This window comes from Hyphomonas sp., assembly GCF_036964145.1.
Lineage (GTDB): Bacteria > Pseudomonadota > Alphaproteobacteria > Caulobacterales > Hyphomonadaceae > Hyphomonas.
Window position 1 is genome coordinate 818,238 of the sequence record NZ_JBALUC010000002.1, and the last position, 25,730, is coordinate 843,967.

General features: G+C 60.7%; 20 protein-coding genes. 3 read left to right on the forward strand and 17 right to left on the reverse strand.

The genetic code is table 11. From position 1 onward, the window contains the following. Positions 1-44 precede the first annotated feature (44 nt). From V7660_RS08855 to V7660_RS08880, 6 genes are all read right to left on the reverse strand, one after another. Positions 45-1,910 carry a caspase family protein gene (locus V7660_RS08855; RefSeq protein WP_335602720.1) on the reverse strand — a complete coding sequence of 622 codons (1,866 nt, stop codon included), beginning with the start codon at positions 1,908-1,910 and terminating at the stop codon, positions 45-47. A gap of 69 nt (positions 1,911-1,979) precedes the next feature. After that, a complete protein-coding gene (locus tag V7660_RS08860) occupies positions 1,980-2,876 on the reverse strand; it encodes a glycine--tRNA ligase subunit alpha (RefSeq protein ID WP_335602721.1) in 897 nt (298 codons plus the stop codon). A gap of 72 nt (positions 2,877-2,948) precedes the next feature. Then, positions 2,949-3,086, reverse strand: a complete 138-nt coding sequence (locus V7660_RS08865) for a hypothetical protein (protein WP_335602722.1) — start codon at positions 3,084-3,086, stop codon at positions 2,949-2,951. A gap of 75 nt (positions 3,087-3,161) precedes the next feature. After that, complete coding sequence (locus V7660_RS08870) at positions 3,162-3,890, reverse strand: tRNA1(Val) (adenine(37)-N6)-methyltransferase (protein WP_335602723.1); 729 nt, start codon at positions 3,888-3,890, stop codon at positions 3,162-3,164. Next, positions 3,890-4,096 (reverse strand): putative signal transducing protein, encoded by a 207-nt coding sequence (locus tag V7660_RS08875; RefSeq protein WP_335602724.1) that lies wholly within the window; start codon positions 4,094-4,096, stop codon positions 3,890-3,892. The genes V7660_RS08870 and V7660_RS08875 overlap by 1 nt, the downstream gene beginning before the upstream one ends. Further along, on the reverse strand, positions 4,093-4,584 hold the full coding sequence (locus tag V7660_RS08880; RefSeq protein WP_335602725.1) for a CC0125/CC1285 family lipoprotein: 492 nt from the start codon (positions 4,582-4,584) through the stop codon (positions 4,093-4,095). Before V7660_RS08880 ends, V7660_RS08875 begins: the two co-directional genes overlap by 4 nt. Positions 4,585-4,826: 242 nt before the next feature. Between V7660_RS08880 and V7660_RS08885 the strand changes: the two genes are divergently transcribed. Next, positions 4,827-5,783, forward strand: a complete 957-nt coding sequence (locus tag V7660_RS08885) for a polyprenyl synthetase family protein (protein WP_335602726.1) — start codon at positions 4,827-4,829, stop codon at positions 5,781-5,783. Here the strand turns inward: V7660_RS08885 and V7660_RS08890 are convergent. The 4 genes from V7660_RS08890 to V7660_RS08905 are packed head-to-tail and all read right to left on the reverse strand — an operon-like array spanning position 5,777 to position 10,743. Further along, entirely contained in the window at positions 5,777-6,838 is a 1,062-nt protein-coding gene (locus V7660_RS08890; protein WP_335602727.1) for a glycosyltransferase family 4 protein, read from the reverse strand. The genes V7660_RS08885 and V7660_RS08890 overlap by 7 nt on opposite strands. Then, positions 6,835-7,707 (reverse strand): 4-(cytidine 5'-diphospho)-2-C-methyl-D-erythritol kinase, encoded by an 873-nt coding sequence (locus V7660_RS08895; RefSeq protein ID WP_335602728.1) that lies wholly within the window; start codon positions 7,705-7,707, stop codon positions 6,835-6,837. The genes V7660_RS08890 and V7660_RS08895 overlap by 4 nt, the downstream gene beginning before the upstream one ends. Positions 7,708-7,725: 18 nt before the next feature. Beyond that, positions 7,726-9,486, reverse strand: a complete 1,761-nt coding sequence (locus tag V7660_RS08900; protein WP_335602729.1) for a tetratricopeptide repeat protein — start codon at positions 9,484-9,486, stop codon at positions 7,726-7,728. A 51-nt stretch (positions 9,487-9,537) separates the two neighbouring features. Next, positions 9,538-10,743 (reverse strand): N-acetylmuramoyl-L-alanine amidase family protein, encoded by a 1,206-nt coding sequence (locus V7660_RS08905; RefSeq protein ID WP_335602730.1) that lies wholly within the window; start codon positions 10,741-10,743, stop codon positions 9,538-9,540. Between the two features lie 411 nt (positions 10,744-11,154). On the opposite strand from V7660_RS08905, the gene V7660_RS08910 reads away from it, so the two are divergent. Then, positions 11,155-13,755, forward strand: coding sequence for an Rne/Rng family ribonuclease (locus V7660_RS08910; RefSeq protein ID WP_335602731.1), 2,601 nt, complete (start codon positions 11,155-11,157; stop codon positions 13,753-13,755). Between the two features lie 86 nt (positions 13,756-13,841). On the opposite strand, the gene V7660_RS08915 is transcribed toward V7660_RS08910, so the two are convergent. From V7660_RS08915 to V7660_RS08945, 7 genes are all read right to left on the reverse strand, one after another. Then, the gene (locus V7660_RS08915; RefSeq protein WP_335602732.1) at positions 13,842-14,312 is read right to left on the reverse strand and encodes a PEGA domain-containing protein; all 471 of its coding nucleotides are present in this window, start codon (positions 14,310-14,312) and stop codon (positions 13,842-13,844) included. A 158-nt stretch (positions 14,313-14,470) separates the two neighbouring features. Beyond that, positions 14,471-16,705: a 3-hydroxyacyl-CoA dehydrogenase NAD-binding domain-containing protein gene (locus V7660_RS08920; protein ID WP_335602733.1), complete on the reverse strand. Its 2,235-nt coding sequence runs from the start codon at positions 16,703-16,705 to the stop codon at positions 14,471-14,473. Positions 16,706-16,734: 29 nt separating this feature from the next. Beyond that, a complete protein-coding gene (locus V7660_RS08925) occupies positions 16,735-17,940 on the reverse strand; it encodes an acetyl-CoA C-acetyltransferase (protein WP_206992606.1) in 1,206 nt (401 codons plus the stop codon). A 27-nt stretch (positions 17,941-17,967) separates the two neighbouring features. Then, the gene (locus tag V7660_RS08930) at positions 17,968-18,396 is read right to left on the reverse strand and encodes a PaaI family thioesterase (protein WP_335602734.1); all 429 of its coding nucleotides are present in this window, start codon (positions 18,394-18,396) and stop codon (positions 17,968-17,970) included. A 6-nt stretch (positions 18,397-18,402) separates the two neighbouring features. Then, complete coding sequence (locus tag V7660_RS08935; protein ID WP_335602735.1) at positions 18,403-19,569, reverse strand: acyl-CoA dehydrogenase family protein; 1,167 nt, start codon at positions 19,567-19,569, stop codon at positions 18,403-18,405. Between the two features lie 187 nt (positions 19,570-19,756). Continuing rightward, entirely contained in the window at positions 19,757-21,541 is a 1,785-nt protein-coding gene (locus V7660_RS08940) for an acyl-CoA dehydrogenase C-terminal domain-containing protein (RefSeq protein ID WP_335602736.1), read from the reverse strand. A 116-nt stretch (positions 21,542-21,657) separates the two neighbouring features. Further along, positions 21,658-22,140 (reverse strand): MerR family transcriptional regulator, encoded by a 483-nt coding sequence (locus V7660_RS08945; RefSeq protein ID WP_335602737.1) that lies wholly within the window; start codon positions 22,138-22,140, stop codon positions 21,658-21,660. A gap of 221 nt (positions 22,141-22,361) precedes the next feature. Here V7660_RS08945 and V7660_RS08950 point away from each other — a divergent pair, with 221 nt between their 5' ends. Then, on the forward strand, positions 22,362-25,724 hold the full coding sequence (locus V7660_RS08950) for a peptidoglycan-binding protein (protein WP_335602738.1): 3,363 nt from the start codon (positions 22,362-22,364) through the stop codon (positions 25,722-25,724). The last annotated feature ends 6 nt before the right edge of the window (positions 25,725-25,730 follow it).

Below are 25,730 nucleotides of genomic sequence, written 5' to 3' on the forward strand. Positions count from 1 at the left end.
AGCGCGGGCGGCGGGGTCAAGCGCTGGACGTGCAGATGGGCCGTCTAGTCGGCCCCGAAGCTGAGCTGCCACAGTTGTACGGCGCCGCCCTTCATGGACACGACCAGCCTTTTGCCGTCCGGCGCAAACTCGATCCAGTTCGCGCCGAACATGCTCAAATCCTGCACACCGGCCAGGTAAGCCCCGGTCTCGGCATCCCAGATCCTGCCGGACAAATCCATGGCGCTGGTGGCCACGAATTCCCCATCCGCGCTGAAGGCCGCATTCCAGAGTGGAGCGTCATGGCCGGTCAGTTCGAGGACTTCGCCATCCGCGCTCCAGATGCGGGCCGCCTTGTCGGCAGAGGCAACGAGGATGCGCTCTCCATCAGGGCTGAAGGTGGCATAGGTTGCCGGCACAGCGCCGGACTCGACCATGCGGAGTTGCTCGCCGGTCTCGGCATTCCAGACACGCACCGTGCCATCATTCGACGCCGTGACGATACGGCTTGCATCAAAATTGTACCGCGCTGACCGTACCGCGCCCGAGTGGCCCGACAGGCGCAACATCTCCTCGCCCGTGCGCGCGTCCCAGATACGTACAGTTTCGTCATAGGAGGCAGTCATCACCCGGTCCCCGAAGGGGCTGTATTCGGCGTAAGAAACGACGCCCTGATGCCCCTCCAGCACCAGCCGGGCCTCGCCGCCGATTGCACTCCAGATGCGCGCCGTACCGTCTTCCGATGACGTGACCAACCGTTCCTCGTCCGGGCTGAAGCGCACGGTCAGGACGGGTGCCGTGTGCCCTTTGAACTCGGTTGTCTCCCCGAACAGATCCGCGCTCATGCCGACGATCCAGAGACGGGCCGTATTGTCCGCCGACGCACTCGCCACGAAGCGGCCGCTCGGACTGTAATCGACCCCATAGATCTCGTCGCTATGGCCGTTCAGGTCTCCGAAATGGGAGACTTCCTTCAGCTTCAGACGCGTGCGGGCGCAGGGCGGATTGGCAAGATTGCGCTTCGCGACATCGGCGAATTTGCCATCGGGATAGCGCTCCAAATGCCGCGCATATTTGGTACACGGGTCGACTGCCGTGTAACCGGCGCTGGAGATTTCGACCCAATCAGTGGTTTCCTGATCCATGCCGGTCTCCACCCGGCACGCGCCAGCAAAACAATAATCCAGCGACACATCGGAATAGATCGCCGGGCGTTGCTCATGATTGATCAAGGAGGCCAGCGTCGCAACTTCGGTGCGCGTCTCGTCCACGCTGCGCAGCAACGGATTGGCCGGATCGCTGAGGCGAGGCAACAGACTGCGCGTGAACACCGAATAGGGCGACTCGTCCTCCGGCCCCAGCCGGTCGAGCGCCTTCTGGCGTGTGCCCGCCGCATAGACGACCAAAGTGCCGGGCACGATCTCAAGCCGCGACAGGCCGCGGGTCACACTGCGCGTTCCGGTGTCGAAGGGATTGTCCCGGCAGGCATCCACAATGGCGAACAACAGGCCCGGCTTGCGTGCCTTGATCTCGGCCAACACGTCATTCGACAGCGACACGGTCTGGCGTTTCAGGGCGAATTCGGAGGATTCGAGCGGCGCATCGGTCAAGGCGAGGAAATTGTCGGCCCCGTCCGACCAGCCATGCCCGGAAAAGATGAAAGCCACCTCGTCGCCCGGCTCGATGGATTGGAGGAAACCGTCCAGCGCCTCGAGAAACTCAATCGTGCCCGGATCGATCAGGCGGGTGACTTCAAAGCCCAGTTCCTCGCCAAACGCTTCGGAATAGCCGGTGGCGTCCCCGGTCGTCTTCTGCAGGTCTGGCAATTGTTCGTAGTCGCCAACGCCGACGATCAGGGCGCGCTTGGTCTTCGCGTCCGCGCCGAGCGCGAGACAGAGGCCCATAAGGCAAACGAGTATCCAGCGTAACATGACGCGTCCTCCCACACCGGCAAGGTTACCCCTACCGCGCGGAATGACCAAATCTGTCAGAGATCGAGTCTAGGCTTGCGCGTCTTCCTGCTCGGCCCATTGCGCCGCCGCGCCGCGGGCAAGGTCCCGGACACGGGCAATATAGGCCTGACGCTCGGTCGGGCTGATGGCGCCGCGCGCGTCGATCAGGTTGAAGGTGTGCGATGCTTTCAGCGCATAGTCATAAGCTGGCAAAGGTTTGCCAGCATCGCGCAGGGCGTTCGACTGGTTTTCACAATCGGCAAACCAGCGCTTCAGCATCTCGACATCGGAATGCTCGAAGTTGAATGCGGATTGCTGTTTCTCGTTTTCAAGGAACACGTCGCCATAGCTCAGCGGCACAGCGCTTTCCGGATCGTTGAATGGCAGATTATAGACATTGTCGACGCCGAACACGTACATGGCGAGACGTTCGAGACCATAGGTCAGCTCACCTGACACAGGAAACACGTCGAGCCCGCCGACCTGCTGGAAATAGGTGTACTGGCTGACTTCCATCCCGTCGCACCAGACTTCCCAGCCGAGGCCCCAGGCGCCCACAGTCGGGTTCTCCCAGTCATCCTCGACAAAGCGGATGTCATGGACGGTCGGATCGATGCCGATGGCGTAGAGGCTTTCGAGATAGAGGTCCTGAAGATTGTCAGGGTTCGGTTTCAGAATGACCTGGAACTGGTAGTAATGGCCGAGCCGGTTCGGGTTCTCGCCATAGCGCGCATCCTTCGGGCGGCGCGAGGGCTGCACATAGGCGGCGCGCCATTCCTTCGGCCCAAGTGCTCGCAGGACAGTCGCAGGGTGCAGCGTCCCGGCGCCAACCTCCATGTCATAGGGCTGGAGGATCGCGCAGCCCTTGTCGGCCCAATAGGCCTGGAGCGTCAGGATGAGGTCCTGAAAGGATTTCGGTTTGGCGTGTGCCTTGGGGGCGGTCATGGCTCGGATCCGGATATCGATTACATGCCGGGTTACAGCCGCGCGCTGGGCGAGGCAAGCACGGGAATGCGATCAGAAAGACCCGCGCGAATCTTCATGATCGTTCGATCCTGCGCCGCGACCGGTGACCTTGCGATAGAAACCGCCATGACCGAGCATCGCCAGGACCAGACCGATGAACAGGAAGCCGAAGAACAAAAATCCGAACATGGCCAACTCCTTTTCTGCGCCCTACCCTAATCACGACCCTAGACCGCAAATGTGGCAATTCCCAGAAAAACCGGATTACCAGTTGATGGCCTCGCCGTGCCGGATCGCGTTGAGCTCCGGGCTGGCTTGTCCCTCTACCGTATGGGTGAGCAGCGGTGCCAGCAAATGCACCTGCCCGCGTTTCAGTCCTTTGCGCCCACGCACCAATACCCGGCGGGCCTCTTCGCCATGCCGGGACGCAATCGGCAGGACGGTGATCTCCCCCGTGAGCCGGTCAAGGACAGACAAAATCCGGGCGAGCTCGGCAGCGCGATGAATGATGACGACAGGCGCGCGGGGCTTGGCCGCAAAGGCCATCGCCTTGATCCAGCCGTCAAGACTGAGCGATTCGAGGTAAGCGCCGGCTTTCTCCGCGCCTGGCGCCGAAATTCGGCCAGGCTCAAAATAGGGCGGATTGGCAAAAACAACGTCGAACCGGTTTTCCTTGTCGCGCACCCATTCGGCGGCATTGCCGGTTTCCACACAGACCCGGTCTTCGAACTGGTTGGACGAGACAGATTGCTGCGCGAGACTGGTCATGCCCTCATCAATATCGACGCCCGTCACACGCATCTGTGACAGGCGGAACGCAGCCGTCAAAAGCGCGGCCCCACATCCGCACCCGATCTCCAGGGCGGCTCCGCCCTGTTTTTCCGGCAGCGCGGCAGCCAGCATGAGCGAATCCGTGCTCGCCCTGAATCCCTTTTCAGGCTGGAACAGTGTGATCTGTCCCTGATAGAGCGTGTCTTCCGTAATCCCGCCCACTAGCCGCGTTCGACTTCTGAGAGGGTCGCTTCGGCCGCTTGCAGAAGCTCTTCGGGCACCATGACGCGCCTCGGAAACGCGCCGATATTGCCTTCCACAGCCGAGATATGCTGGTCGGCAATGAAATATTTGAGGCCAGCTTCCTGTAGCAGATGCTCAATATAGCTCAGCTTGACGAGGTCGTTGGTCCGGAAGACTTCCTTCATTCGGTCACCGTTCCGCGCAGATTGATGTCGACCGAACGGGCATCATATACCGCCGGCCGGTCGGGCTTGGCACCCTTGCCAGTCACGATTTCGAGCACTTCCGTCACCGAACCGCTGCTGCTCCCGTTGATCGGAATACCAATCCCCACGCCCACGCCAACACTGCTGCTTCGGCCGTGTGACCCGGAAGATCCGCCAATCGAGACGCTGGAGCCGCCGCTCCGGCCCTCTTCTGACCGGTCTGTAAAGCTGCTGGTGATCTCGAACCAGTCGGAGCCTTCCTGCAGCGTTAGTTCGGCTGCCCGGAGCAACGCCCGGTCGCGCGCACGGGAGGGATCGGAATCCGTATAGGAGACCTGGTAGCGGCCGGTTTCGATCTGCTGGCTGGAATAGCCCATCGCTCCGGATTTTGACGCTGGCCCATAGGCGGCATTCGATGCGCACGCTGCGAGCAGGCCGGCGGCAATCAGGATTGCATATGGCTTCATGTGGGAACCTTTCCTTGTTGGAGTATTCTCAACGATCCAATTACCTATATGTTTCGCATACCAAGCGAGATTTCGCCACAACACATCGCCGTCAGATGCGTCGGGGTGCCACGGCGCGCTTGATGCGAACTCATCCTAAGACTATTTCCCATTTCGTCAGAGAAATGATGGGAGCCAGCAACAACGTGATCCTTTCGCCAAAACCAAGAGGCAAAGAGGCCGCCGGTTCCATCGTGGATCGAATGCAGACGCTTGTGGCCAAAGACCTCGGTGAAGTCGAAACTTTACTGGCCACCCGCGCGGCGAGCCCGATCTCCGTAATCCCGGACCTGTCGGGCTATATCGTCTCGGCAGGCGGAAAGCGGCTTCGGCCCCTGATCACACTGATTTCCGCCCATGCGGTTGGAGAGCCCAACAAGGCCACTCATGCTCTAGCTGCCGCCGTGGAATTCATTCACACGGCTACCCTGCTGCATGATGATGTGGTCGACGAGAGCGATTTGCGCCGCGGAAAACCCGCCGCTAAAGCGATCTGGGGCAACAAGGCCTCGATCCTGGTCGGCGATTTTCTGTTTGCCCGCGCCTTCAATCTGCTGGTCGAGACCAACAGCCTCGAAATCCTGAATCGGCTGGCGACAGCTTCGACCGTGATTGCTGAAGGCGAGGTCCGCCAATTGGCGGCGATGCAGGCCCGTGACCTGCCCACCGAGGACTATCTGGCCATCATCGAGGCCAAGACTGGCGCGCTGTTCGAAGCGGCCGCGGAAACCGGCGCCATGTCGGTCGGTGGCGACCGTTACGCGCATGCCCTCGCCACCTATGGCAAGAATCTCGGCCTGGCCTTCCAGATCATCGACGATGTGCTGGATTATGGTGGCACCACATCTGTCATTGGCAAGTCTGTCGGCGACGATTTCCGCGAGTGCAAGATTACATTGCCCATCATCATCGCGAAGCGTCGCGGCTCAGATGAGGACCGTCTGTTCTGGAACCGGGCCATGAACCCGGAAACCCAGCAGGACGCAGACCTCGCTCATGCGGTTCACCTGATCCGCGCCACTGGGGCCGCCGAAGCAACCGTGCAGGAAGCCGAAGCCTATGCCGCACTCGCCAAGGGGGCGCTGAGGACGCTTGAGGAGTCGCCCTATCGCCGCGCCCTTGAAGATTTGACGGATTTCTGTGTGAGCCGGGCCTACTGAGCGCGAAAGCGCTCCAGCGACCAGAAAGCTGCCCCGATCGCCGCAAGCGCAAGCAGCGTAACCAGTTGCAGGACAGGAAAGGCATTCGCCTGTTCCGCTGACTCTGCGGCGCCGAACAGGGTGACCACCCCCATAATGGCGCAGATCAGTGTCATGCCCCACCAGAATGCCGCCACACCGACATGGCCCCAGCCGCGCGCAATCAGGCGCTGATAGGCATGGTCAGTATGCGCCTGTAACAGATTGCGTCTTTTGAAGCTGCGCCACACAAGAGTCAGCAAGACATCGACCAGGAAGGGCAGCGCCAGCGTTAGGCCCAACAGGGCCGCACGAACACCATCCATGCCCTCGCCCAGATGGTAGACCGCCATCAGGCCAAACAGCCCGCCCGCGCCAAGGGAGCCGCAATCGCCAGCATAAAGCACCCCGCGCATGTTCCAGACAAGGAAACCCAGCACGGCACCAAACATGGCGAACTGCGCGACCATGGCGAACTCGCCGGCCGGATCCCGCACGCAATTGCCAAAGCATAGCATGAGCACCGCAAAAAGCGGGAACAGGCCCAGATGCATGATCGCCACCGATCCCATGGCCAGGCCATTCGCCCCGTCCATGAAATTGGCGGCATTGGTGATTACGATCAGCCAGGCGATCACGGCCAGTCCGATCAGCCACCCGCCTGCCCCGCCAGACAGGAAAAACGGAACCGCGGCAACGAGGGCCCAACCACATAGCAGCACAAGCTTGAGGAGCGCCGACAAGCCGAGCCAATCATCGAGAAATCCAATCACCCAAGGCGTCAGGGCGAGCGCCACCACGAACAGGAACTGGCCGGCTCCCATCCCGTTGAGGGACGCGGGGTCGGACAACAGCGCGAACGCGGCAAGCGTGATCAGGATCGCGCCGAGGATGCCAATCCCACCGGTTCGCGGCACGGGCGCCTTCTGTTGCTTGCGGCCGCCATCCGGCGCATCAAGCAGCGGCACGCGGCGCATGAGCGTGCAGAGCACGAAGGAGATTAGGGCCGAACCGGCAATCAAATAAAGAATTGTCACCGCGCGTCCCCCAAACTTGTGGCGCGAATCCACCATGACGGGTGCGCGCGTTCAAGGGTCCTGGCGGCGGATTGGGCGGCTTCAATCGTTTCAAACAGCGCAAAACAGGTCGCCCCTGATCCGCTCATACGCGCGAGCCGCGCGCCCGGTGTTACGTTCAGGGTGTCCAGCACGCCCCGAATTTCCGGAACGAGCCGGATCGCCGGCAGCTCAAGATCGTTACGCTGGTCCTTCAGCCATTCGATTACCTCTGCGGGCGAGGGCAAATCGGGCACGGCCTCAAGCGCTGCGAAACCGGTTCCCCCTGCGCCCTCATCGAAGGCGCGGAAGACAGGTCCCGTAGGGCAATCGAGGCCCGGATTGACGAGCACGGTAGGCAGTTGGGGCAAGCCCGTCTGAGCGCGGACAATTTCGCCTTCGCCCTGCATCAGGGCGGTGCGCCCTTCCAGCGCGACGGGCACGTCTCCCCCGAGGGGCGCCGCCACCTGCCTGACAAGATCGCTATCCAGTGACCAAAGCTCCTGCAGGACCCGCAGGGCCGCGCCAGCGTCAGCCGAGCCGCCCCCGATGCCCGCTGCGACCGGGAGATGCTTTTCGAGCGTGAGGGCGGCGCCCCGCGCCCTGCCCTCTCTGGCGCACAGGGCGCGGGCCGCACGAAGCACCAGATTATCGTCATCGGCATCCAGATGAGCGGCGCATGGGCCGGCAATATCGAGCGTCAGCGTATCCGCCGGTTCCGCAGAAACACGGTCGGCCGCCTCCGGGCCTGCAAACATGATCAAGGAATCGAGCGGGTGCCGGCCATTCTGCTGAACGGCGCCGACATGCAGGAATAAATTGACCTTGGCAGGTGCGAGGGATGTCGGCATCTCAGATCGCCATGTCGGCTAGGGGCGGACGGGCTTGGGCAGTTGGACGCCCGCGTCGGACTCCGCCTGCTTCACCAGTGGGATGCTTGGCCCGGCCACCAGTTTCGCTTCGATCCGGTCACGCTCCCCATCGGTGGGATCGAGGGTCAGGGAGCGCCGCCACTGGAACCGTGCCTCCAGCTTGCGGCCAGTCTGCCAATAAGCATCCCCCAGATGATCGTTCACGACCGGATCACCGGGTTCCAGTTCCACTGCCCGTTCGAGGTGTTCGGTCGCCTGGTCATAATTGCCCAAGCGGTAGTGCGCCCAGCCGAGACTGTCGATGATATATCCGGCATTCGGCTCCATCTCGGCCGCCCGCCGGATCATGTCCATGGCCAGGTCCAGATGTTCTCCGCGGTCCACATAGGAATAGCCAACATAGTTCAATAACGACGCATCGTCAGGCTGCAGGGTCAACGCCTTGAGCAGGTCGCGCTCGCCGTCCGCCCAATCGCCGAGTTCGGTGCGGGATACGCCGCGCGCAAAGAACAGTCGCCAGTCTTCGCGGTTATGGCGCGCATCCTCACGGATGATCTGATCAAGCAATTCCTCGGCCTGAGCCTGCCTGCCCACGGCGCGATACAAATCGGCCAGTTGCACCTTCAGGCCCCGGTCCGGTGAATGGTCCAGTGCCTCGGCAGCGACGGCCAGCGCCGACTGGCTGCGGCCACTGCGCTGCAACGCCCAGGCAATCTGGCCACGGGATGTGGCGTAGAAGGCCGACCCTTCCGGAATGCGCGCGAGCACGGAGATGGCTTCGTCCCAGCGTTCGGCATTCGACAGCGATTGCGCCCAGAGCGACCGGGCGACGTGAAGGTCTGAATCCAGAGCAAGGGCCAGAACGAAATAAACCGCCGACACATCATCATCGGTCTGGCTCATCAGGGCGGCGGCGGGAACGTAGACCGCCAATGCAGCCCCCTCATCCGGGTCCAGCCGCCGGACCTTGATCCTCTCGCCCGCTTCGATCGCTTGGCGCAGGCGCGCAATCGAGGCGTTGTGGCCAACAGTTTCGTCGAACGTGTTGAGAATTTCGAGCGCTTCGGCGCGCTGGCCACGAGACGCCAGGAGCTGCGCATGTGCCTCAACGCCGACGGCAAGGCGCGCTCCGGATTCCCAAAGCGTATTGAAGACCGACAGCGCCGTATGATCATTGCCGGCGGACATCTCGATCAGGCCCATCATGTAGAGGGTCGCGCTGTCCAGTCGCGGATCACCGGACAAGCCATCCTCAAGATAGCGCACCGCCGCATCAGTTCCCTGCGTGTCGACCACGCGCCAGGCCGACAGGCCCCGCGCAATCATCCGGTTGAACGGGCCAAATCGGGTCTGCTCCAGCATCTGACGGGCTTCGTCGTCCCGGCCGACCCGCAATGCCTCAACCGCCAGGGTCAGTCGAACCAGCGCAGCTTCGCTGCCGAGCGTGTTTGCGCGTTGGGCAAGTCGGACCCCTTCGCGGTAATCGCCGGACAGAAGCGAAGCGAACAGGGCGCGATCGGCTATGCCGGATTTCTCTGGCGCCGTATCAATCGCCAAGGCGTAATGTTCTGCCGCCTTCTGCGGGTCGTTGGTCATCGCGGCGAAGCGAGCGATCAGGAAATCGCTATAGGCCTCGGCCTCTGTCGGGCGTCCATTGTGGATAAGTGACGGGTCGAGATGGCGCAGCCCCCCGCTGTTTGAGCAGGAAGCTGAGAGTGCCAGAAGTGACGACATCACAATGCAACGCAACAAGATCATAGAGGCCAACTTCTCAGTATCGGTGCGCCGCTGCAAGGGATTTCCCCCGCTCTAACCCTGCCCCGCCAGCAGGATGTCCTGCTTGTCGAAAAACCGGTCGATCCCGCGCTTGACGGCCGACATGGCCTTGCGCAGGTCGCGGTCGGATTGCAGGCGCCGGGCATCGGAGCGATTGGTCACGAAGCCCATCTCCAAGAGGACGGCCGGGACATCCGGTGCGAGCAGAACATAGAAGCCTGCCTCACGATGCGTATTGCGAAGGACGGGCCCGGACTTCTCCAGTTCCGGCAACAACATCTCCGCAAATTCGGACGAGTGCGTCTTGGTTTCACGTTTCACGAGGTCTTCGAGAATACTGCTGACGCGCTGGGGCGCACCATCCTCAAGGGGAATGCGCCAATTGTTGCGGTTGGCTTCCTTGTCGATCCGGCGTTCGCCATTGGCGCTGATCGTATAGACCGACGCACCCGCCACTTCGCGATTGCCCGCCGCATCGGCATGCAGGGAAATGAACAGGTCGGCGCCCCAATCGCGGGCCATGCTGACGCGTACTTCATGGTCGACATAGACGTCGGTGTCCCGGGTCAGGCGCACCGTATAGCGCGGATCAGCCTCGAGTATCTGTTTAAGCGCCAATGCCGCCCGCAGGGTGATATCTTTTTCCACACCCCCGGTAATGGCCCGCGCGCCGGGATCCTTGCCGCCATGGCCGGCATCGATGACGACGGTGTAGGACTGACCGACCATGCGACGGGACGCTGGCAACGGCGCGTCCGGCCGAAGCGAGGCAAGCTCGATGGCGAGTTCTTCCTTGCGCTGCTTGGCCTGGTAGGAGGCCAGCTTGCGCATATCCTTCTTCGCGGCGCTGCTGAATCTGGCTTCGGAGACGGTCTGCAAGTCAATGATGACGCGGTAGGAGGGCTCATTGCCTGCGGGTGGCAGGGACAGGACACGGGCGACCATCAGGGGGCGCTCAAGCGCGAAGCTGAGCGCGCCTTCGGACAAGGCCCAAGTGGCCACTCCGCCGCCGCCATCGCCCACGGCGGGGGTCACAGGTCCCTGTATCGGCAGCACGAGACTGCGGGCGTCGCCCGATTCGGCGAGGAAGGCGCGGCCCTCCTGCTCGGAATCTGCCCAGACCGTGATCCGGGTCGGCTCTCCATTGCCCACCACCTGCACCCGGTTAATATTGGCCGAGGCAGCAAAACCCGCGTAGAGACAGGGGATCACAAGACAAAGAAGGCGTATAAAAGTCATCAGAACTCATGTATTCCGGATTCGAGGGTTTTCCCTACCAGACCGAATATTAACCCAGCATTGACCACAGGATACGTATTACACAGCCTCAGCGCCCTTTTTGGTCTTTTCTTGACGGTCAAAATTGGGCAGTATCGTCCGGTAGCTGCCAATCAGGCCTACCAAGCAAGTTTCCCAACGTCGCGACAGCGATCCCGGCTTCACCGAAAAGGCAAGCGGGCGCCGCGCTCCGGAAAGCAGAGAAGATGTACGCGGGTACAGTAGTCAAAACCGATTTTTCTGTACTGCCCATGGGGCAGTCGGGTCGGTGTGACCGTATCCTCCCCCTAAATTTACAGACCGGCCTTGCGGCTGGCTTGAGGTGCGTTGACGCATCCACAGCCGCCGCGCCGGCTCATAAGGTTCCTTTACATGAGCAAACTCATGCTAATCGACGCCTCGCATACGGAAGAGACCCGTGTCGCGATCGTCAACAATGGTCAGGTCGACGACTTTGACTTTGAAACAACTGGCAACGAACAACTCCGCGGAAACATCTACCTCGCAAAAGTAACGCGCGTAGAGCCTTCCCTGCAGGCAGCCTTCGTTGAGTATGGCGGCAATCGCCACGGTTTCCTGGCCTTCAGCGAGATCCACCCCGACTATTACCAGCTTCCGGCGGAAGACCGCGAAGCCCTGCTGAAGGAAGCGGCCGAAGAAGCCGCTGCCCAGATCGAAGACGAAGATGATGAGGACGGCGATGGCGCCGACCTCGACGACATTGATGAAGCTGACAATGATGCGGACGACGAGGATTCTGATGAATCCGAAGACTCCTCCGAGGAAAATGGCGGTGAAGCCAAGACCGCATCTACGCCGCGCCGCAAGAAGTCCAGCCGGGCGTCGATCTCCAAACGCTACAAGATCCAGGAAGTCATCCGCCGCCGCCAGGTGATGCTGGTCCAGGTCGTCAAGGAAGAACGTGGCAACAAGGGCGCAGCCCTGACCACCTACCTTTCTCTCGCAGGCCGCTATTCGGTCCTGATGCCGAACACGCCCCGCGGCGGTGGCATTTCCCGCAAGATCGTCAATGGCGCCGACCGCAAACGCCTGAAATCCATTGTCTCCGAACTGGATGTCCCGGACGGCATGGGTCTGATCGTGCGGACTGCTGGCGCCAAGCGCACCAAGGCCGAGATCAAGCGCGACTATGAATACCTCTCCAAGCTCTGGGAAAACATTGTCGAGAAGACGCTGACCTCCGAAGCGCCGATGTTGATCAATGCCGAGGGCGGGCTCGTCCACCGGGCGATGCGAGACATGTTCGACAAGGATATCGAGGAAGTCCTCGTCCATGGCGAGGACGCCTATCGGGAAGCCAAGGACCTCGCCAAGCTGATCATGCCGAGCCAGTCCAAGAAGGTTCAGCAATGGAAAGAGGAAGATCCGCTCTTCGTGGCGGAAGCGGTCGAGCAGCAACTCGATTCCATCTACTCCCCGACCGTCCAGCTGAAATCCGGCGGCTATCTCGTCATCAACCAGACTGAAGCCCTGGTCGCAATTGACGTGAACTCCGGCAAGTCCACCCGCGAGCGCAATATCGAGCAGACCGCCCTGCGCACGAACCTCGAAGCGGCGGAAGAGGCCTGCCGCCAGATGCGCCTGCGGGACCTCGCCGGCCTTATCGTGATCGATTTCATCGACATGGATGAGAACAAGAACAATCGCGCCGTCGAGAAAAAGCTGAAGGATCACCTCAAGGTGGACCGCGCCCGCGTCCAGCATGGTCGCATCTCTCAATTCGGCCTGATGGAAATTTCCCGCCAGCGTCGCCGCCAGGGCGTGCTGCAGGCGACCTCCGATCCGTGCGAAGCATGCAACGGCACTGGCCGTCGCCGTTCCATCCCGTCGGCGGCTCTGCAGCTGATCCGGGCCATTGAGGCGCGCTCTTCCATGGGCGGCCTGAAAGCCATCTCGGTGAAGGCTCCGACCGATGTGGCGCTCTATCTGCTGAACAACAAGCGGGAAGCCCTGGTCGAAGTTGAGCGGATGGCCGGCTTTGCCGTTTCCATTCACTCTTCCGAAGACATGCTTCCGGGCGACTTCGTGATCGATGCCGAGCGTGACCCGAACGGCAAGCCGAAGAAGCGCAAGCCACCCCGCTCGCTTGCCAAGCCAAGCAAGCAAATTGTCAGCGATGACGAGGATGAAGACGACGAGAGCGAAGACGACACCACCGCCGAAGCATCCTCCGAACAAGATGATGAATCCACAGGCACCCGCCGCAAGCGCCGTCGGCGCCGGGGCGGGCGTGGCCGGAAACAGGAAGCAGCCGAGTCGCAGGATGACGAAGCCAGGCTTGACGGCGAGGATGGCGATGAAGACGGCGACGACAGCGCCGAAGCCACGTCAGACACTGACGACGACTCAGAGGATGGCGCCCCTCGCAAGCGCCGCCGCCGGGGCCGTCGCGGAGGTCGTCGGCGGCGCCGGTCTTCAGACACCCGCACCGAGGCAGCCGATGGAGCGCCAGCAGATGGCGGCGCCTATCTGGACGGCCTCGCTGCGAGTGCTCCGGAAATGTTGGACGATATTCCGCCGAGCGAAGCCAAGGTAAGCGAAGAGCCCGCTGCGGAAGACACGCCGGCCAAGGCACCGGCTGAAGAGACCGCTCCGTCTGAGGCGCAGACGGAAGATTCTCCAGCCGACAGTGAAGAAAAGCCGGCCAAACCGAAGCGCCCCCGCCGCTCACGCGCCAAGAAAAAGGACGCAGCATTGGCCGCTGAAACCAGCAGTGAGGCAGAGGCCAGTGAACCGGCCAAGGCCGAGCCTGAGCCAGAAGCTGAGCCGATCGTTGAGGCCAAACCAGAGCCCGTGGCCGAGACGCCTGCGCCGGAACCAAAGCCTGAGCCAGAGGCCGAACCCGCCATGGCCGACCAGGCTGCGCCCGAACCGGCCCCTGAGCCCGCAGCCAAGCCGGCCAAGAAAGCCGAGCCCAAACGCTCCGGCTGGTGGTCCCGCGCCAAGCGCTAGGCGGTCAGTTCCCCAAGACAACAAAAAAAGGCCGGAGCAGCAATGCTCCGGCCTTTTTCATGAAGAGCTGCCCTAAAAGAGGCAGATCATGAACCAGCCTCATCGGCTGCGTCTGTCGCTGTTTCAGCAACCTCTTCGGTAGGCTCAACTTCGATTGGCTCTTCAAGAGAAACCAGCGTTGCAACCATTGGATTCGGCCTGAGGTCATTCATCGCGCCTGTGGAAGCATCCACCGCAGCGCCAATAACTCCGCCGAGCAGAATGTTGCCAGCCATGCCAGCTGTCCCATCACCCGAGAGTTTCGGCTCAAGCAACTGAACCCATGTTTCGTAACCTTCTTTCTCGAATTCAACCGAGTAGGTGTACTTGCGGTTCAATTCAATCGTGCACGGAGTTGTGCATCCGCTTTGATTGATGCGTCCAGTGACTTCGTTGAAAGAAACGGCTGCTCCCGAAGGCGTAGATTCAAATGTGACCGTGTCTTCGGTCCCCTTTGTGACCGTGGCACATGCGCAAAGGCTCATCGCGGCCGCAGCGACCGCAACATATTTCAGCATGGAATTCTCCCCATTTTCCCCGCGACCTTTAGTGATCGCGAGAACACATTTCCCGTATTGGTTGTCAGGGTCAGCAACAAAAAAAGACCGATCGTGAAACAATCACGACCGGTCTTTCAATGTTCGCTCAAGGCGTGAAAATATTCGGCGACAAGGACTTACGCAGCGACTTTCTCAGCTTTGCCGGCTGGGGGGAAGCGGTCGTAAAAGCCTTCGCCCTTGGCCGCCATGTCGCGGAGCAGGTCGCCCGGACGGAACCGGTCACCATACTTGTCCGCGAGCTTGTCCGCCTCGGCGACGAATTCCTTGATGCCCCAGATCAGGTCGATGTAGGAACAGCAGCCGCCAGTGTATGGCGCGAAACCCCAGGCGAGGATCGAGCCGATGTCGGCATCGCGCGCATCGGTGATGACACCCTCTTCAAAGCAGCGGGCCACTTCCACAGCCTGACGGATCAGGAAGCGGTTGGTCAGCTCTTTCTTCAGGTCTGGCGGGCATTCGTCCACCTTCACTTCAAGCTGCGTGTTCAGGTCTGGCCAGAGGCGCTCCGGCTTGCCCTTTTCGTTGTAGTCGTAAAAGCCCTTGCCGGCCTTGCGGCCCACGCGCTCCTGGTCTTCCACGAGCCAAGCGAGGAACTGCGTCCGGTCATCCGTCTGCAGATCGATGCCAGCGGCTTCAGCGGTTGCCCGTGTCACCTTCAGTGCGGTGTCGAGGCCAACAGAGTCGGAAACTTCCAGCGGGCCCATCGGCATGCCGGACTGACGGCCGACATTCTCGATGATCGCCGGCTTGATGCCTTCGGCCAGCATCTCCATGCCTTCGCGCGTATAGGTGCCGAAGCAACGCGAAGTATAGAAGCCGCGGCTGTCATTGACGGCAATCGGCGTCTTGCGGATGGCCAGCACATAATCGACCGCCTTGGCGAGGGTCGCTTCGCTGGTCTTTTCGCCGCTGATGATCTCAACGAGGCCCATGCGCTCGACGGGCGAGAAGAAGTGGATGCCGATAAAGTTTTCCGGGCGCGTAGATGCTTCTGCGAGACCCGTGATTGGCAGTGTCGATGTGTTCGATCCGAAGACTGCGTCTTCGTCCAGAACGGCTTCCGCCATCTTGGTGATCTTGGATTTCAGTTCGACATTCTCAAACACGGCTTCGATGACCAGATCTGACCCTTTGACGTCATCATAATTGTCCGTCGTCGTGATCAGGTCGAGCAAAGCGTCGCCCTTCTCCTGCGTGGACTTGCCCCGAGAGACGGCCTTCTCTACGAGACGGCGGGAATAATCCTTGCCCTTCTCGGCATTCTCTTTCGAAACATCGACGAGCACGGTCGGGATACCGGCCTTGGCCTGGACATAAGCGATGCCTGCGCCCATCAGCCCCGCGCCGACGACAGCGATCTTCTTGAACTCCGTCTTCGGATGACCGGCCGGGCGGTTCCCGCCCTTGGACAATTCCTGCATCGACAGGAACAGGGACCGGATCATGGCTTTCGCTTCCGGGCGCTGCTGCGTGTTGATGAAGTAACGTGTCTCGATCCGGAGACCGGCATCGATCGGCACCTGGATGCCTTCATAGACACAGGACAGGATGTTCTTCTGCGCCGGATAGTTGCCATAAGTCTTGGCCATCAGCATGGCGTTCGACATGGTCGCAACCTGGCCAGCGCCGGGGCTGCGATGCACGACTCCGCCCGGAACCTTGAAGCCTTTTTCATCCCAAGGCGCTTGCGCCTTCGGATTGGCCTTGACCCAGGCTTTTGCCTTGTCGACCGTTTCGGACGACGGCGCGAGTTCCTGGACGACACCCATGGCGAGCGCCTTCTCGGCATTGAAGCTTTCGCCTTGCAGGATCAGTGGAAGAGCCGCCTGAACGCCAATCAGGCGTGGCAGGCGCTGGGTGCCGCCTGCGCCCGGCAGGAGGCCGATCTTGGCTTCCGGCAAGCCGAATTGCAGCTTCGGATTGTCATTCGCCGCAACGCGATAATGACATGCCAGCGCCACTTCGAGACCGCCGCCAAGGGCAAGGCCGTTCAGCGCGACGGCCACCGGCTTGCCGCAGGTTTCCAGTTCGCGCAGCGTCTTATTGAGCGAAAAGCCGCGATCGAATTGCGCCTTTTTCAGCTCTGCTTCGGACATGTCCACAGGCGACTTTCCGGCGCCAGCGCTCTGGTTCATTTCACCAAGATCCGCCCCGGCACAGAAGCCGCTCGGCTTGCCCGACGAGATCACCAGGCCCTTGATGGCGTCATTGGACGCGACTTCCTTGGAGATTGCGATGATATCAGCAACAGCTTTTGCCGTCAGCGTGTTCATGCTGCGGCCTGGCACATCAAAGACTGCGTGCGCAATGCCGTCACCATCGACGTCCCAACCGAATGTTTCGAGTTCCATATCGTGTATTCCGTTCGTCTGTATCTTGATTAAACGCGTTCGATGATCGTGGCGGTGCCCATGCCGGCGCCGACACAGAGGGTGACAAGAGCGGTTTCCTTGCCGGAGCGCTCCAGTTCGTCGACCATCGTGCCGAGGATCATGCCGCCGGTCGCGCCGAGCGGGTGGCCCATAGCGATGGCGCCGCCATTCACGTTCATCTTTTCATGCGGGATATTGAGGTTCTGCATCATCAGCAGGACGACCGATGCAAAGGCTTCGTTCAGTTCGTAAAGGTCGATGTCGCTGGCTTCCATGCCGGCCTTCTTCAGAACCTTCTGGGACACATAGGTCGGGCCGGTCAGCATGATGCCCGGCTCGGAGCCGATGGAGGCCATGGCGCGGATGCGCGCGCGCGGCTTGAGGCCGAACTTCTCGCCCATTTCCTTCGAACCGAACAGGACCGCTGAAGCGCCATCCACGATGCCGGACGAGTTGCCGGCATGGTGCACATGATTAATCGCTTCCAGTTCTGGATAGCGCTGCTTGATGACTTCATCGAAGCCCATGGCGCCCATGCCAGCGAAGGAGGGGTTCAGTGCCGCGAGCGACTGCATGTCAGCGTCAGGGCGCATGTGTTCGTCATGGGCCAGCTGGATGCCGCCCATCTGGTCTTTCACCGGAACGATGGATTTGGCAAAGCGACCTTCTTTCCAGGCCGTTGCGGCGCGCTTCTGGCTCTCAACGGCGAAGGCGTCAACGTCATCACGGGAGAAGCCATACTTGGTGGCGATCGTGTCAGCGCCAATACCCTGCGGGGCGAAGTACGTTTTGAGGGCGACTTGCGGGTCGGAAGACCACGCGCCACCGGACGCGCCCATTGGCACGCGGCTCATGCTTTCAACACCGCCACCGATGGCCATGTCGGCCTCGCCGGTCATGACCTTGGACGCGGCCATGTTGCAGGCTTCGAGGCCGGAGGCGCAGAAGCGGTCAACCTGGACGCCCGCGGTCGTTTCAGCATAATCGGCATTCAGAACGGCGACGCGCGCGATGTCTGCGCCCTGCTCGCCCACCGGGCTGACGCAGCCAAGAACAACATCGTCCACCTTGGACGTGTCGAGTTCATTCCGGTCACGGATGGCTTGCAGGACTTGGGTCGCAAGGCTGAGCGCGGTGATTTCGTGCAGCGATCCGCTTTTCTTGCCTTTACCGCGGGGCGTACGCACCGCGTCGTAGATATAGGCTTCAGTCATTGGAGAGGCTCCTTCTAAAACGTAAGATCAGGTTGCCGGTTTTAGTACCGGATTGAGGGTCAGGCTCGCGGCGGAACGGGCAGCTTCCTTGCCGCGGGAATCAAACAGTTCGGCTTCCGCGAACAACATGGCGCGGCCGACATTCCTTAGACGCGCTGAAACTTCGATGACGCCTTTACGGACAGGGCGCAGGAAATGAGTGTGCAAATCAACCGTCGAAGGGAGCTTCGTCTTGCCCGCCTTCATCCCGGCGAGCATGCCAATCGTATCATCCATCATGGCGACAAGATAGCCGCCTTGGATGACACCTGCCGGATTGCAGAACTCCGGGCGGCCCTCAAAGCGCACCCGGGTTGTCAGCGCTTTCATGTCGAGCGCCAGGAGTTCAAAGCCAAGCGATGTCGAGGACGGGCTCGGCTTCGGAAAGACATCACGAATGAGATGACTGTCAGGCATTGGAAACTAGAGCGTCCTCGCGATCAGCATTTTCATGACTTCATTGGCGCCGCCATAGATACGCTGAACGCGCGCGTCTGCATACATCTGCGCGATCGGATATTCGTCCATGTAGCCGAACCCACCATGCAGCTGGAGACACTCGTCGACGATCTTGCACTGGAGATCAGAGATCCAGTATTTCGACATGGACGCGGTGGCGGCGTCGAGCTCTTCCTTGAGCAGGCGCTCCGTACAATGATCGGCAAACACCTTGGCGACGGTCGCTTCAGTCTTGCATTCGGCCAGTTTGAACTGGGTGTTCTGGAAATCGAAAATCGTGCCGCCGAACGCCTTGCGGCCCTTCACATATTCGACGGTCTCGTGGATCGCCCGCTCGATCATGCCGACGCCCTGCAGGCCGATGATGTGGCGTTCCTGCGGCAGTTTCTGCATTAGCTGGATGAAGCCCTTGCCCTCCACTTCGCCAAGAAGGTTGGAAGCTGGCACACGCACTTCATCGAAGAACAGCTCAGATGTATCTGCAGCATGCTGGCCGACCTTTTCAAGGTTACGGCCACGGCGGAAGCCTTCCACCTTGTCTGTCTCGACAACGGCAATCGAAATGCCCTTGGCGCCCTGGGTCGGGTCCGTCTTCACGCAAACGAGGATCAGGTTTGCGGTCTGGCCATTCGAAATGAAGGTCTTCGAGCCATTGATAACATAGTCGTCGCCGTCACGTTTGGCCGTGGTCTTCATGCCTTGAAGGTCAGAGCCAGCACCCGGCTCGGTCATTGCAATCGCAGTAACCAAATCGCCGGTACAGATTCCCGGCAGCCAGCGGCGCTTCTGCTCCTCAGTACCGTAGGCTACAATATAAGGGGCGATGATCGCATTGTGCAGCGTGATGCCGAACCCGTCGACGCCCTTCCATTGCTGCTGCTCGATGATGATCGCTTCGTGGCGGAAGTCGCCGCCCGCGCCGCCATATTCTTCCGGCACAGACGCGCCGAGCAGGCCCATCTCGCCGGCTTTCTTCCAGATTTCCATCGGGACGATGCCGTCCTTGCGCCATTGAGGCACGTGCGGCACACATTCCTTCTCGAAGAACTGGCCGACGGCATCCGAGAAAATCTCGAGCTCTTCATCCTGGCGCCAAGCGGCCTTTGGGACATCTAGGGGACTGGCTTGCATACTTCTTCCTCCGCTTGGCGCGGCTTGTGGTTACCGCTTACGTTCACGTAAACATGTAACGACGGATATGGCGAATTCCCAGCCCTCTCCCAACGTCACAACGCCGGGAATCGCATGAAATTTTTGTGTGATAGCGCGCACGCCCTGCTCAGAGAGTGCGCGCCATCCAAATTCACATCATGGCGCCCTAGAACGCCTCAGCCGGCAAGGCCATCATGGATTTTGCACCCGTCTTCACCTTGGCGAGATGCGCCGCGCCATCCGGCACCATCCGGTCCACGAAATAATAGCCGGTCGTCAGCTTCTCGTCATAGAAGGGGTCACCTTCCGACTTCTTGTCCAGCGCCACCTTGGCCATCTTTGCCCACATGAATGCGAGCCCCGTCAGGCCGAACAGGTGGAGATAGTCGTGGCTGGATGCGCCGGCATTGTTGAAATCGGTCATGCCATTCTGCATCAGCCAGGTCGTGGCTTCCTGCAACTGGCCCTTCAACGTCGACAGGCCTTGGACGAACGGGTCCATGTCGCCGCTGCCTTCAACAGAAGTGATGAATTCGTCGATTTCGCCGAAGAAGCTGAACACGGCGCGGCCACCATTGGAGGCCAGCTTGCGGCCGACCAGGTCGAGCGCCTGAACGCCATTCGTACCTTCATAGATCAGGGTGATACGGCAATCGCGGACGATCTGCTCAAGGCCCCATTCGCGCGTAAAGCCAGATCCACCGTGAAGCTGCAGCGCCTGATTGGCTTTTTCAAAGCCCATATGGGTCAGATAGGCTTTGATGACCGGCGTCAGCAGGGCCATGTAGTCACCCGCCTTTTCCCGGACATTCTCGTCCGGGGATTTATGCTGCAGGTCGCCCTGGAACGCGGTCCAATAGGTCAGCGCGCGGGCGCCCTCGAGGAAAGCCTTCTGGTCCATCAACATGCGGCGCACGTCTGGATGCACGATGATCGGATCGGCGGGCTTCTCCGGCGCTTTCGGCCCGGTCAGGGAGCGGCCCTGGAGACGGTCTTTCGCAAAATCGACCGCATTCTGGTAGGCAATGACCGCTTGCGAGAGCCCCTGCAGGCCGACGCCGAGGCGCGCCTCATTCATCATGACGAACATGGTGCGCATGCCCTTGTGCTCTTCGCCGACCAGCCAGCCGGTAGCGCCGTCATAATTCATGACGCAGGTCGCGTTGCCGTGAATGCCCATCTTCTCTTCGAGGCCACCACAGGAACAGGCATTGCGCTCGCCGAGCGAGCCATCATCGCCCACCATGTATTTCGGCACGACGAACAGGGACACGCCCTTGATGCCTTCCGGCGCGCCTTCGATGCGCGCCAGCACGAGGTGGATGATGTTTTCGGTAAGATCCTGCTCACCGCCGGAAATCCAGATTTTTTGCCCGGTAATCTTGTAGGTGCCATCGCCCTGCGGCACGGCCTTTGTCTTCATCAGGCCGAGATCGGTGCCGCATTGCGGCTCGGTGAGGTTCATTGTGCCGGCCCATTCGGCCGAAGCCATCTTCGGACCGTACTTTGCCTTCAGCTCGTCGGAGCCCCCCGCCATCAGTGCCTGGAACGCGCCATGCGTCAGGCCCGGATACATGCCGAAGGCCATGTTCGCGGAAGACACCATTTCGGTCCAGGCGATGTTGACAACATGCGGCAGGCCCTGCCCGCCCATAGACGGATCGGCCGACAGGAGCGGCCAGCCATTTTCTACCAGCTGCTTATAGGCATCCGGGAAGCCGTCCGGCGTCTTCACGCTGGCATCGTCACTGCGAACACAGCCCTGCTGGTCACCGACGGCGTTCAGCGGGAACAGGACTTCCTTGGCAAACTTGCCGCCCTCTTCGAGGATCGCATTGACAAGGTCCGGCGTGGCCTCTTCGAAGCCCGGCAGGTTTGAGTAGTTCTGTATCTGCAGCAGTTCCTGCAGGATGAATTGCATGTCGCGAATTGGCGCATCGTAACGGGGCATTGTGTACTTCCTGTCAATCAAGCGCCCAAATCGCAGGGACCTGCGGCACGCTCATCTAAATGAATTTGCCCCACCTTAGCATTTGCCAGGCGGGGCACAATTTGGGGCAGTGCAGATCAGACTTCGTCGAGTTGTCTGCGGGCAATCTCGTCATACGCCGCAAGCTGTCGCTTGTTCTCGTCGGACGGGCCGGTATTGGCGATCTGGGTTTCCAGCCAGGAAATGCCCTTGCGCAGTTCTGTCAGGGCCGTGTCGATATCGCCTCTCTGGATTTCAAGTTCTTTCACTTGCTTGCGGAACTTGTCGAGCGACATTCGCATCTGGGCACGCTGGCCATCATCCAGCACGTAAAGGTCGAGAATCTCGCGGATATCCGCAAGCGGCAGGCCGAGACGTTTCAGCCTGACGATAATTGTCAGCCGCGCGCGATCCCTGTTGGAATAGACGCGCGTCATCCCGTCACGAGCGGGGTGCAGCATGTCCTTGTCTTCGTAGAAACGCAGCGCCCGCGGCGTCACACCGAACTCGCGAGCAAGCTCGGAAATTGTGTAGGTGCGGGAGTCCGCAGCGGAAATCTTGGAGAGCTTGTTGGTCATCATGCGACAAACCTAAATCACGGCTTACGCGAACGTCAACGTAAACTTTTTCTGAGATAGCGAATTTTCGCCTCTCCTTGATGTAGAGTTACCAGATCCATGGGTTTTCTTTACCTTTAACCTGCCCTTAATGCGGTGCCTGTCATCACCGATTCTGAATCTGAACGTTTTTGCCCCGAAGATTAATAATCACGGGCAAAATGAGCGCGATTAGGAGAGTGGGGATGAGCCAGACGGGGCCCTGGAGCGTCAAAGGAATTGACCAGCGCGCGCGTGATGCCGCGCGCGAGGCGGCGCATGCCGAAGGCATTACGCTGGGGGAATATCTGAACCGGCTATTGATGTCCGTGGAAGCGCCACGGCCCAATGAAGTGGCCTATCCCTTCGAGAATCGCCGGCCGACGCCGAACGCCGCCAATGACACACTCGACAAGCTGACCCGCCGCATCGAAGCGACTGAAGCCCGCTCCACCCTCGCGATCACTGGCATGGATCACACCATTCTCGGTCTGGTCGCCCGACTGGAAGACGCCGAGCAGAATTCCTCTGCGATTTCCGGGCACGTGGAAGGCCTGATCGAAGAATTGCGGGAAACGCATTCAGCCCTCCAGTCGAAGGTGCAGAAGCTGGAAGCCGACGATTCATCACGGGAAAACCTGGAAGCGTTGAAATCGCTCGAACAGGCGCTGGGCAAGCTGGCCAGCCATGTGTTCGAGGAAAGTGAACTGGCACAAAATGAAACCCAGGCCATAAAGGGCCGGGTGGAAACCGGGTTCGCCGATCTCACCGACCGCGTCGAGAGCATGGAAGTGAAGGTCGAGCATACGCTCTCTGATGCCGCCTCCCGTGTCGAACGCGCTGTCGATCAGGCCGAATTGCGCGCCGAAGGCACCGCACGCGAACTGGCTGACCGGCTGTCGAACCTCGAAACGCATGTGAACCTTCGCCTCTCCGGCGTAGACAAGACCGATGAGCGTCTGGCCGGCGTCGAGGCCCGTGTGGCGCAGTCGATGGAAAGCGTGGAAGACACGCTGACGCGAACGCAGGACCGCCTTAACCGCGCAGAGACGACCACGGACGCGGCCCTGCTCAGCCTTGAATCCACTTTCAACAATCTCGACGCAAAGATCGAAACCCTGTCGAAGACCGTCGAACCTGACCTGGCCGACCGCCTGAGGGCAGAATTCGAGTCACGCTTTGAAGAGATCATGTCGACCGTGCGCAGCACAGTCGACACAGCCCGCGCAGAGCTGGCCGAAGAGATTGCGCGCGCCGCGACGGGCACCAGCGAGGAAACTGTCGCAGACCTGAAGTCTGGGCTCGATGATGTCCGTGAAAAACTCACGGCCGGCGAAGACCGCCAGATACAGGACATGGACGCGGTCTCCTCGGAAATTAAGCGTATCGGAGACCTGGTCGGCAGCCGGATGGAAGACTTCGGGGCAAATCTGGACAAGCGCGTGAACGCCAGCGAGCAGCGCAGCGCCGAAGCCATTTCCCAGATCGGAGATCAGGTCGCCACCGTTGCAAGCCGCCTGCAGGCGCGCCAGGATAAGGCGCTTCAAACACTCGCAGGCGAGATCGACGAGAACCGCAAGCGGGCGGACCAGAAACTGTCCGAAGCCCTGTCAGGCATCTCGGAGCGCCTCGAAGAAGTGCAGACCCAGACCGCCGTCTCCCTATCTCCCATCCAGAAGGCAATGGCATCTCTCGCCACCCGCCTGGAAATGCTGGAAGACTCGGCCGTGCCATTCGAGTCCGCAAAAACGGAGCCAAAAGATCTGGCAACGATGGAAGCGATCAATGAGACCGATCGCCTGCTGGAGGAATTCCAGGAGGACGATAACTCTTCTGATTTCCTGGCTGACGAATATGATGCGGAATTCGAGCCAGGCCTGCCGCAGGACTCAGTCCCGGCGGATGACAGCGAAACTTTCCTGGCCGACTGGACCCAAACGGATGAGCCGGTAGAGGTCGAGGCCGAAGCGGACGCCGAACCTCAGTCCAAGGCCTATGAGGAAGACTACGACCTCGCCGGCGATGATTTGGACGCCGATTCTGGCCTGGATAATGCGGAAGACGATTTCTACGACGCTTTTTCCGAGACCGGGGATGACGAGGTGGCCGTCACTCTGGACCCTATGGTCGGCCTTGACGATTACGAGGACAGCCGCACCGAAGCGCGGGAATCGGATATCTTTGAGGATGATGAATTCGACACAGATACCGACTCTGCGGAAGAGGTCCGTGCCCTGACGGAGACGGAGGAGAGCGCCCCCAAGCCCGAAGAACCTGCGGCCAATTATATCGACATGGCCCGTCGCGCCGCCATTGCGGCCTCTTCCGGTCGGAAGGACACGAACCTCAGCGCCGGAACGTCGACCAACCGCGCTGACAAAGGGTCACGCCTCAGCGGAAATGGAAAGCTGCCCCTCTATGCGGCGGCCTCTGCCGTGGTGATCACGGGCGCCGCAGTGGGCGGATATCTCTATCTTCGCGGCAAGCAGGCACCTGCGGCGGTCGCAGAAGTCTCGGCGCCAGCCGACATGGCTGCAATCAGCGTCGCGGAAGCCGATGCGCCGCAAACAGACGACACGGCAATAGCTGAAGATGCATTGTTGTTTGAAGAGGATGGGATCGCCCCGTTCGAAACCGAGACCGGCGTGTCAGATCCGGAGCTGGTGGAACCTGTAGCCGAAACCGAAGCCCCCATCGAACTGGTTGAGCCCACGCCGGTCCTCGCAAGCGCGCGCGTCGAGCCTGCAAAGACTTTTTCCCCCATTCCACCCGTGGGCAAGCTGGCGAACGCGGCCGCAACCGGCAACGGCATCGCACAGTTCCAACTTGCCCAGCAGCAACTTTCCGATGGCAATCTCAAGGGGGGCGCCGCCTTGATGCGCGAGAGCGCGGACAAGGGCCTGCCCATCGCTCAGTACACGTTGTCGAAACTGCATGAAAAAGGCACGGGCGTGCCAAAGGATCTGACCCTTGCGCGGGACTGGACCGAGAAAGCCGCGCGAGGTGGCAATGTGAAGGCGATGCATGATCTTGCCGTCTTCATGGCTGAAGGCGAAGGCGGCGACCAGACCTATGCGGGCGCCGTGGAATGGTTTCGCAAGGGCGCCGAGTTCGGCATCGTGGACAGCCAGTACAATCTGGGCGTGCTGTATGAGCAAGGTCTGGGCATCAGCCCGAACCTGACCGAAGCACTCTACTGGTTCATGATCGCGGCGAAGAATGGCGATGCCGGCGCACCCGCTAAGGTGATGGAACTCTCCCAACGCGTTTCCCAGGAAGCCGTGAACCACGCCCGTGTCCAGTCGGAAGACTGGCGGCCCTCACGCGCAAATGCCGCCGCAAATGGCCGGTTCGGGGCGCAGGCTTGGAATCTCGGAAATCCGGCCCAGGTCAGAGCGACGCAATTGGCGCTGACAGCACTGGGATACAATATCGGGTCAGCTGACGGCGCCCTCGGCCCTGATACGGCCGCTGCCATCCGTGACTATCAGAGCAGCCAGTTTCTGACGGTAACGGGCTCCATCACGCCCGAACTGATCGAAAACCTGAACGCCCGCGCCCAGCAATAGGACGCG

Excerpts from the sequence above, each read along its gene's own strand:
- V7660_RS08940 (WP_335602736.1), bottom strand. The coding sequence starts at position 21,541 with ATGCCCCGTTACGATGCGCCAATTCGCGACATGCAATTCATCCTGCAG.
- V7660_RS08950 (WP_335602738.1), top strand. The coding sequence starts at position 22,362 with ATGAGCCAGACGGGGCCCTGGAGCGTCAAAGGAATTGACCAGCGCGCG.
- V7660_RS08920 (WP_335602733.1), bottom strand. The coding sequence starts at position 16,705 with ATGGAACTCGAAACATTCGGTTGGGACGTCGATGGTGACGGCATTGCG.
- V7660_RS08885 (WP_335602726.1), top strand. The coding sequence starts at position 4,827 with ATGCAGACGCTTGTGGCCAAAGACCTCGGTGAAGTCGAAACTTTACTG.
- V7660_RS08880 (WP_335602725.1), bottom strand. The coding sequence starts at position 4,584 with ATGAAGCCATATGCAATCCTGATTGCCGCCGGCCTGCTCGCAGCGTGC.
- V7660_RS08865 (WP_335602722.1), bottom strand. The coding sequence starts at position 3,086 with ATGTTCGGATTTTTGTTCTTCGGCTTCCTGTTCATCGGTCTGGTCCTG.
- V7660_RS08935 (WP_335602735.1), bottom strand. The coding sequence starts at position 19,569 with ATGCAAGCCAGTCCCCTAGATGTCCCAAAGGCCGCTTGGCGCCAGGAT.
- V7660_RS08910 (WP_335602731.1), top strand. The coding sequence starts at position 11,155 with ATGAGCAAACTCATGCTAATCGACGCCTCGCATACGGAAGAGACCCGT.
- V7660_RS08860 (WP_335602721.1), bottom strand. The coding sequence starts at position 2,876 with ATGACCGCCCCCAAGGCACACGCCAAACCGAAATCCTTTCAGGACCTC.
- V7660_RS08895 (WP_335602728.1), bottom strand. The coding sequence starts at position 7,707 with ATGCCGACATCCCTCGCACCTGCCAAGGTCAATTTATTCCTGCATGTC.
- V7660_RS08945 (WP_335602737.1), bottom strand. The coding sequence starts at position 22,140 with ATGATGACCAACAAGCTCTCCAAGATTTCCGCTGCGGACTCCCGCACC.
- V7660_RS08905 (WP_335602730.1), bottom strand. The coding sequence starts at position 10,743 with ATGACTTTTATACGCCTTCTTTGTCTTGTGATCCCCTGTCTCTACGCG.
- V7660_RS08915 (WP_335602732.1), bottom strand. The coding sequence starts at position 14,312 with ATGCTGAAATATGTTGCGGTCGCTGCGGCCGCGATGAGCCTTTGCGCA.
- V7660_RS08855 (WP_335602720.1), bottom strand. The coding sequence starts at position 1,910 with ATGTTACGCTGGATACTCGTTTGCCTTATGGGCCTCTGTCTCGCGCTC.
- V7660_RS08900 (WP_335602729.1), bottom strand. The coding sequence starts at position 9,486 with ATGATCTTGTTGCGTTGCATTGTGATGTCGTCACTTCTGGCACTCTCA.
- V7660_RS08875 (WP_335602724.1), bottom strand. The coding sequence starts at position 4,096 with ATGAAGGAAGTCTTCCGGACCAACGACCTCGTCAAGCTGAGCTATATT.
- V7660_RS08930 (WP_335602734.1), bottom strand. The coding sequence starts at position 18,396 with ATGCCTGACAGTCATCTCATTCGTGATGTCTTTCCGAAGCCGAGCCCG.
- V7660_RS08925 (WP_206992606.1), bottom strand. The coding sequence starts at position 17,940 with ATGACTGAAGCCTATATCTACGACGCGGTGCGTACGCCCCGCGGTAAA.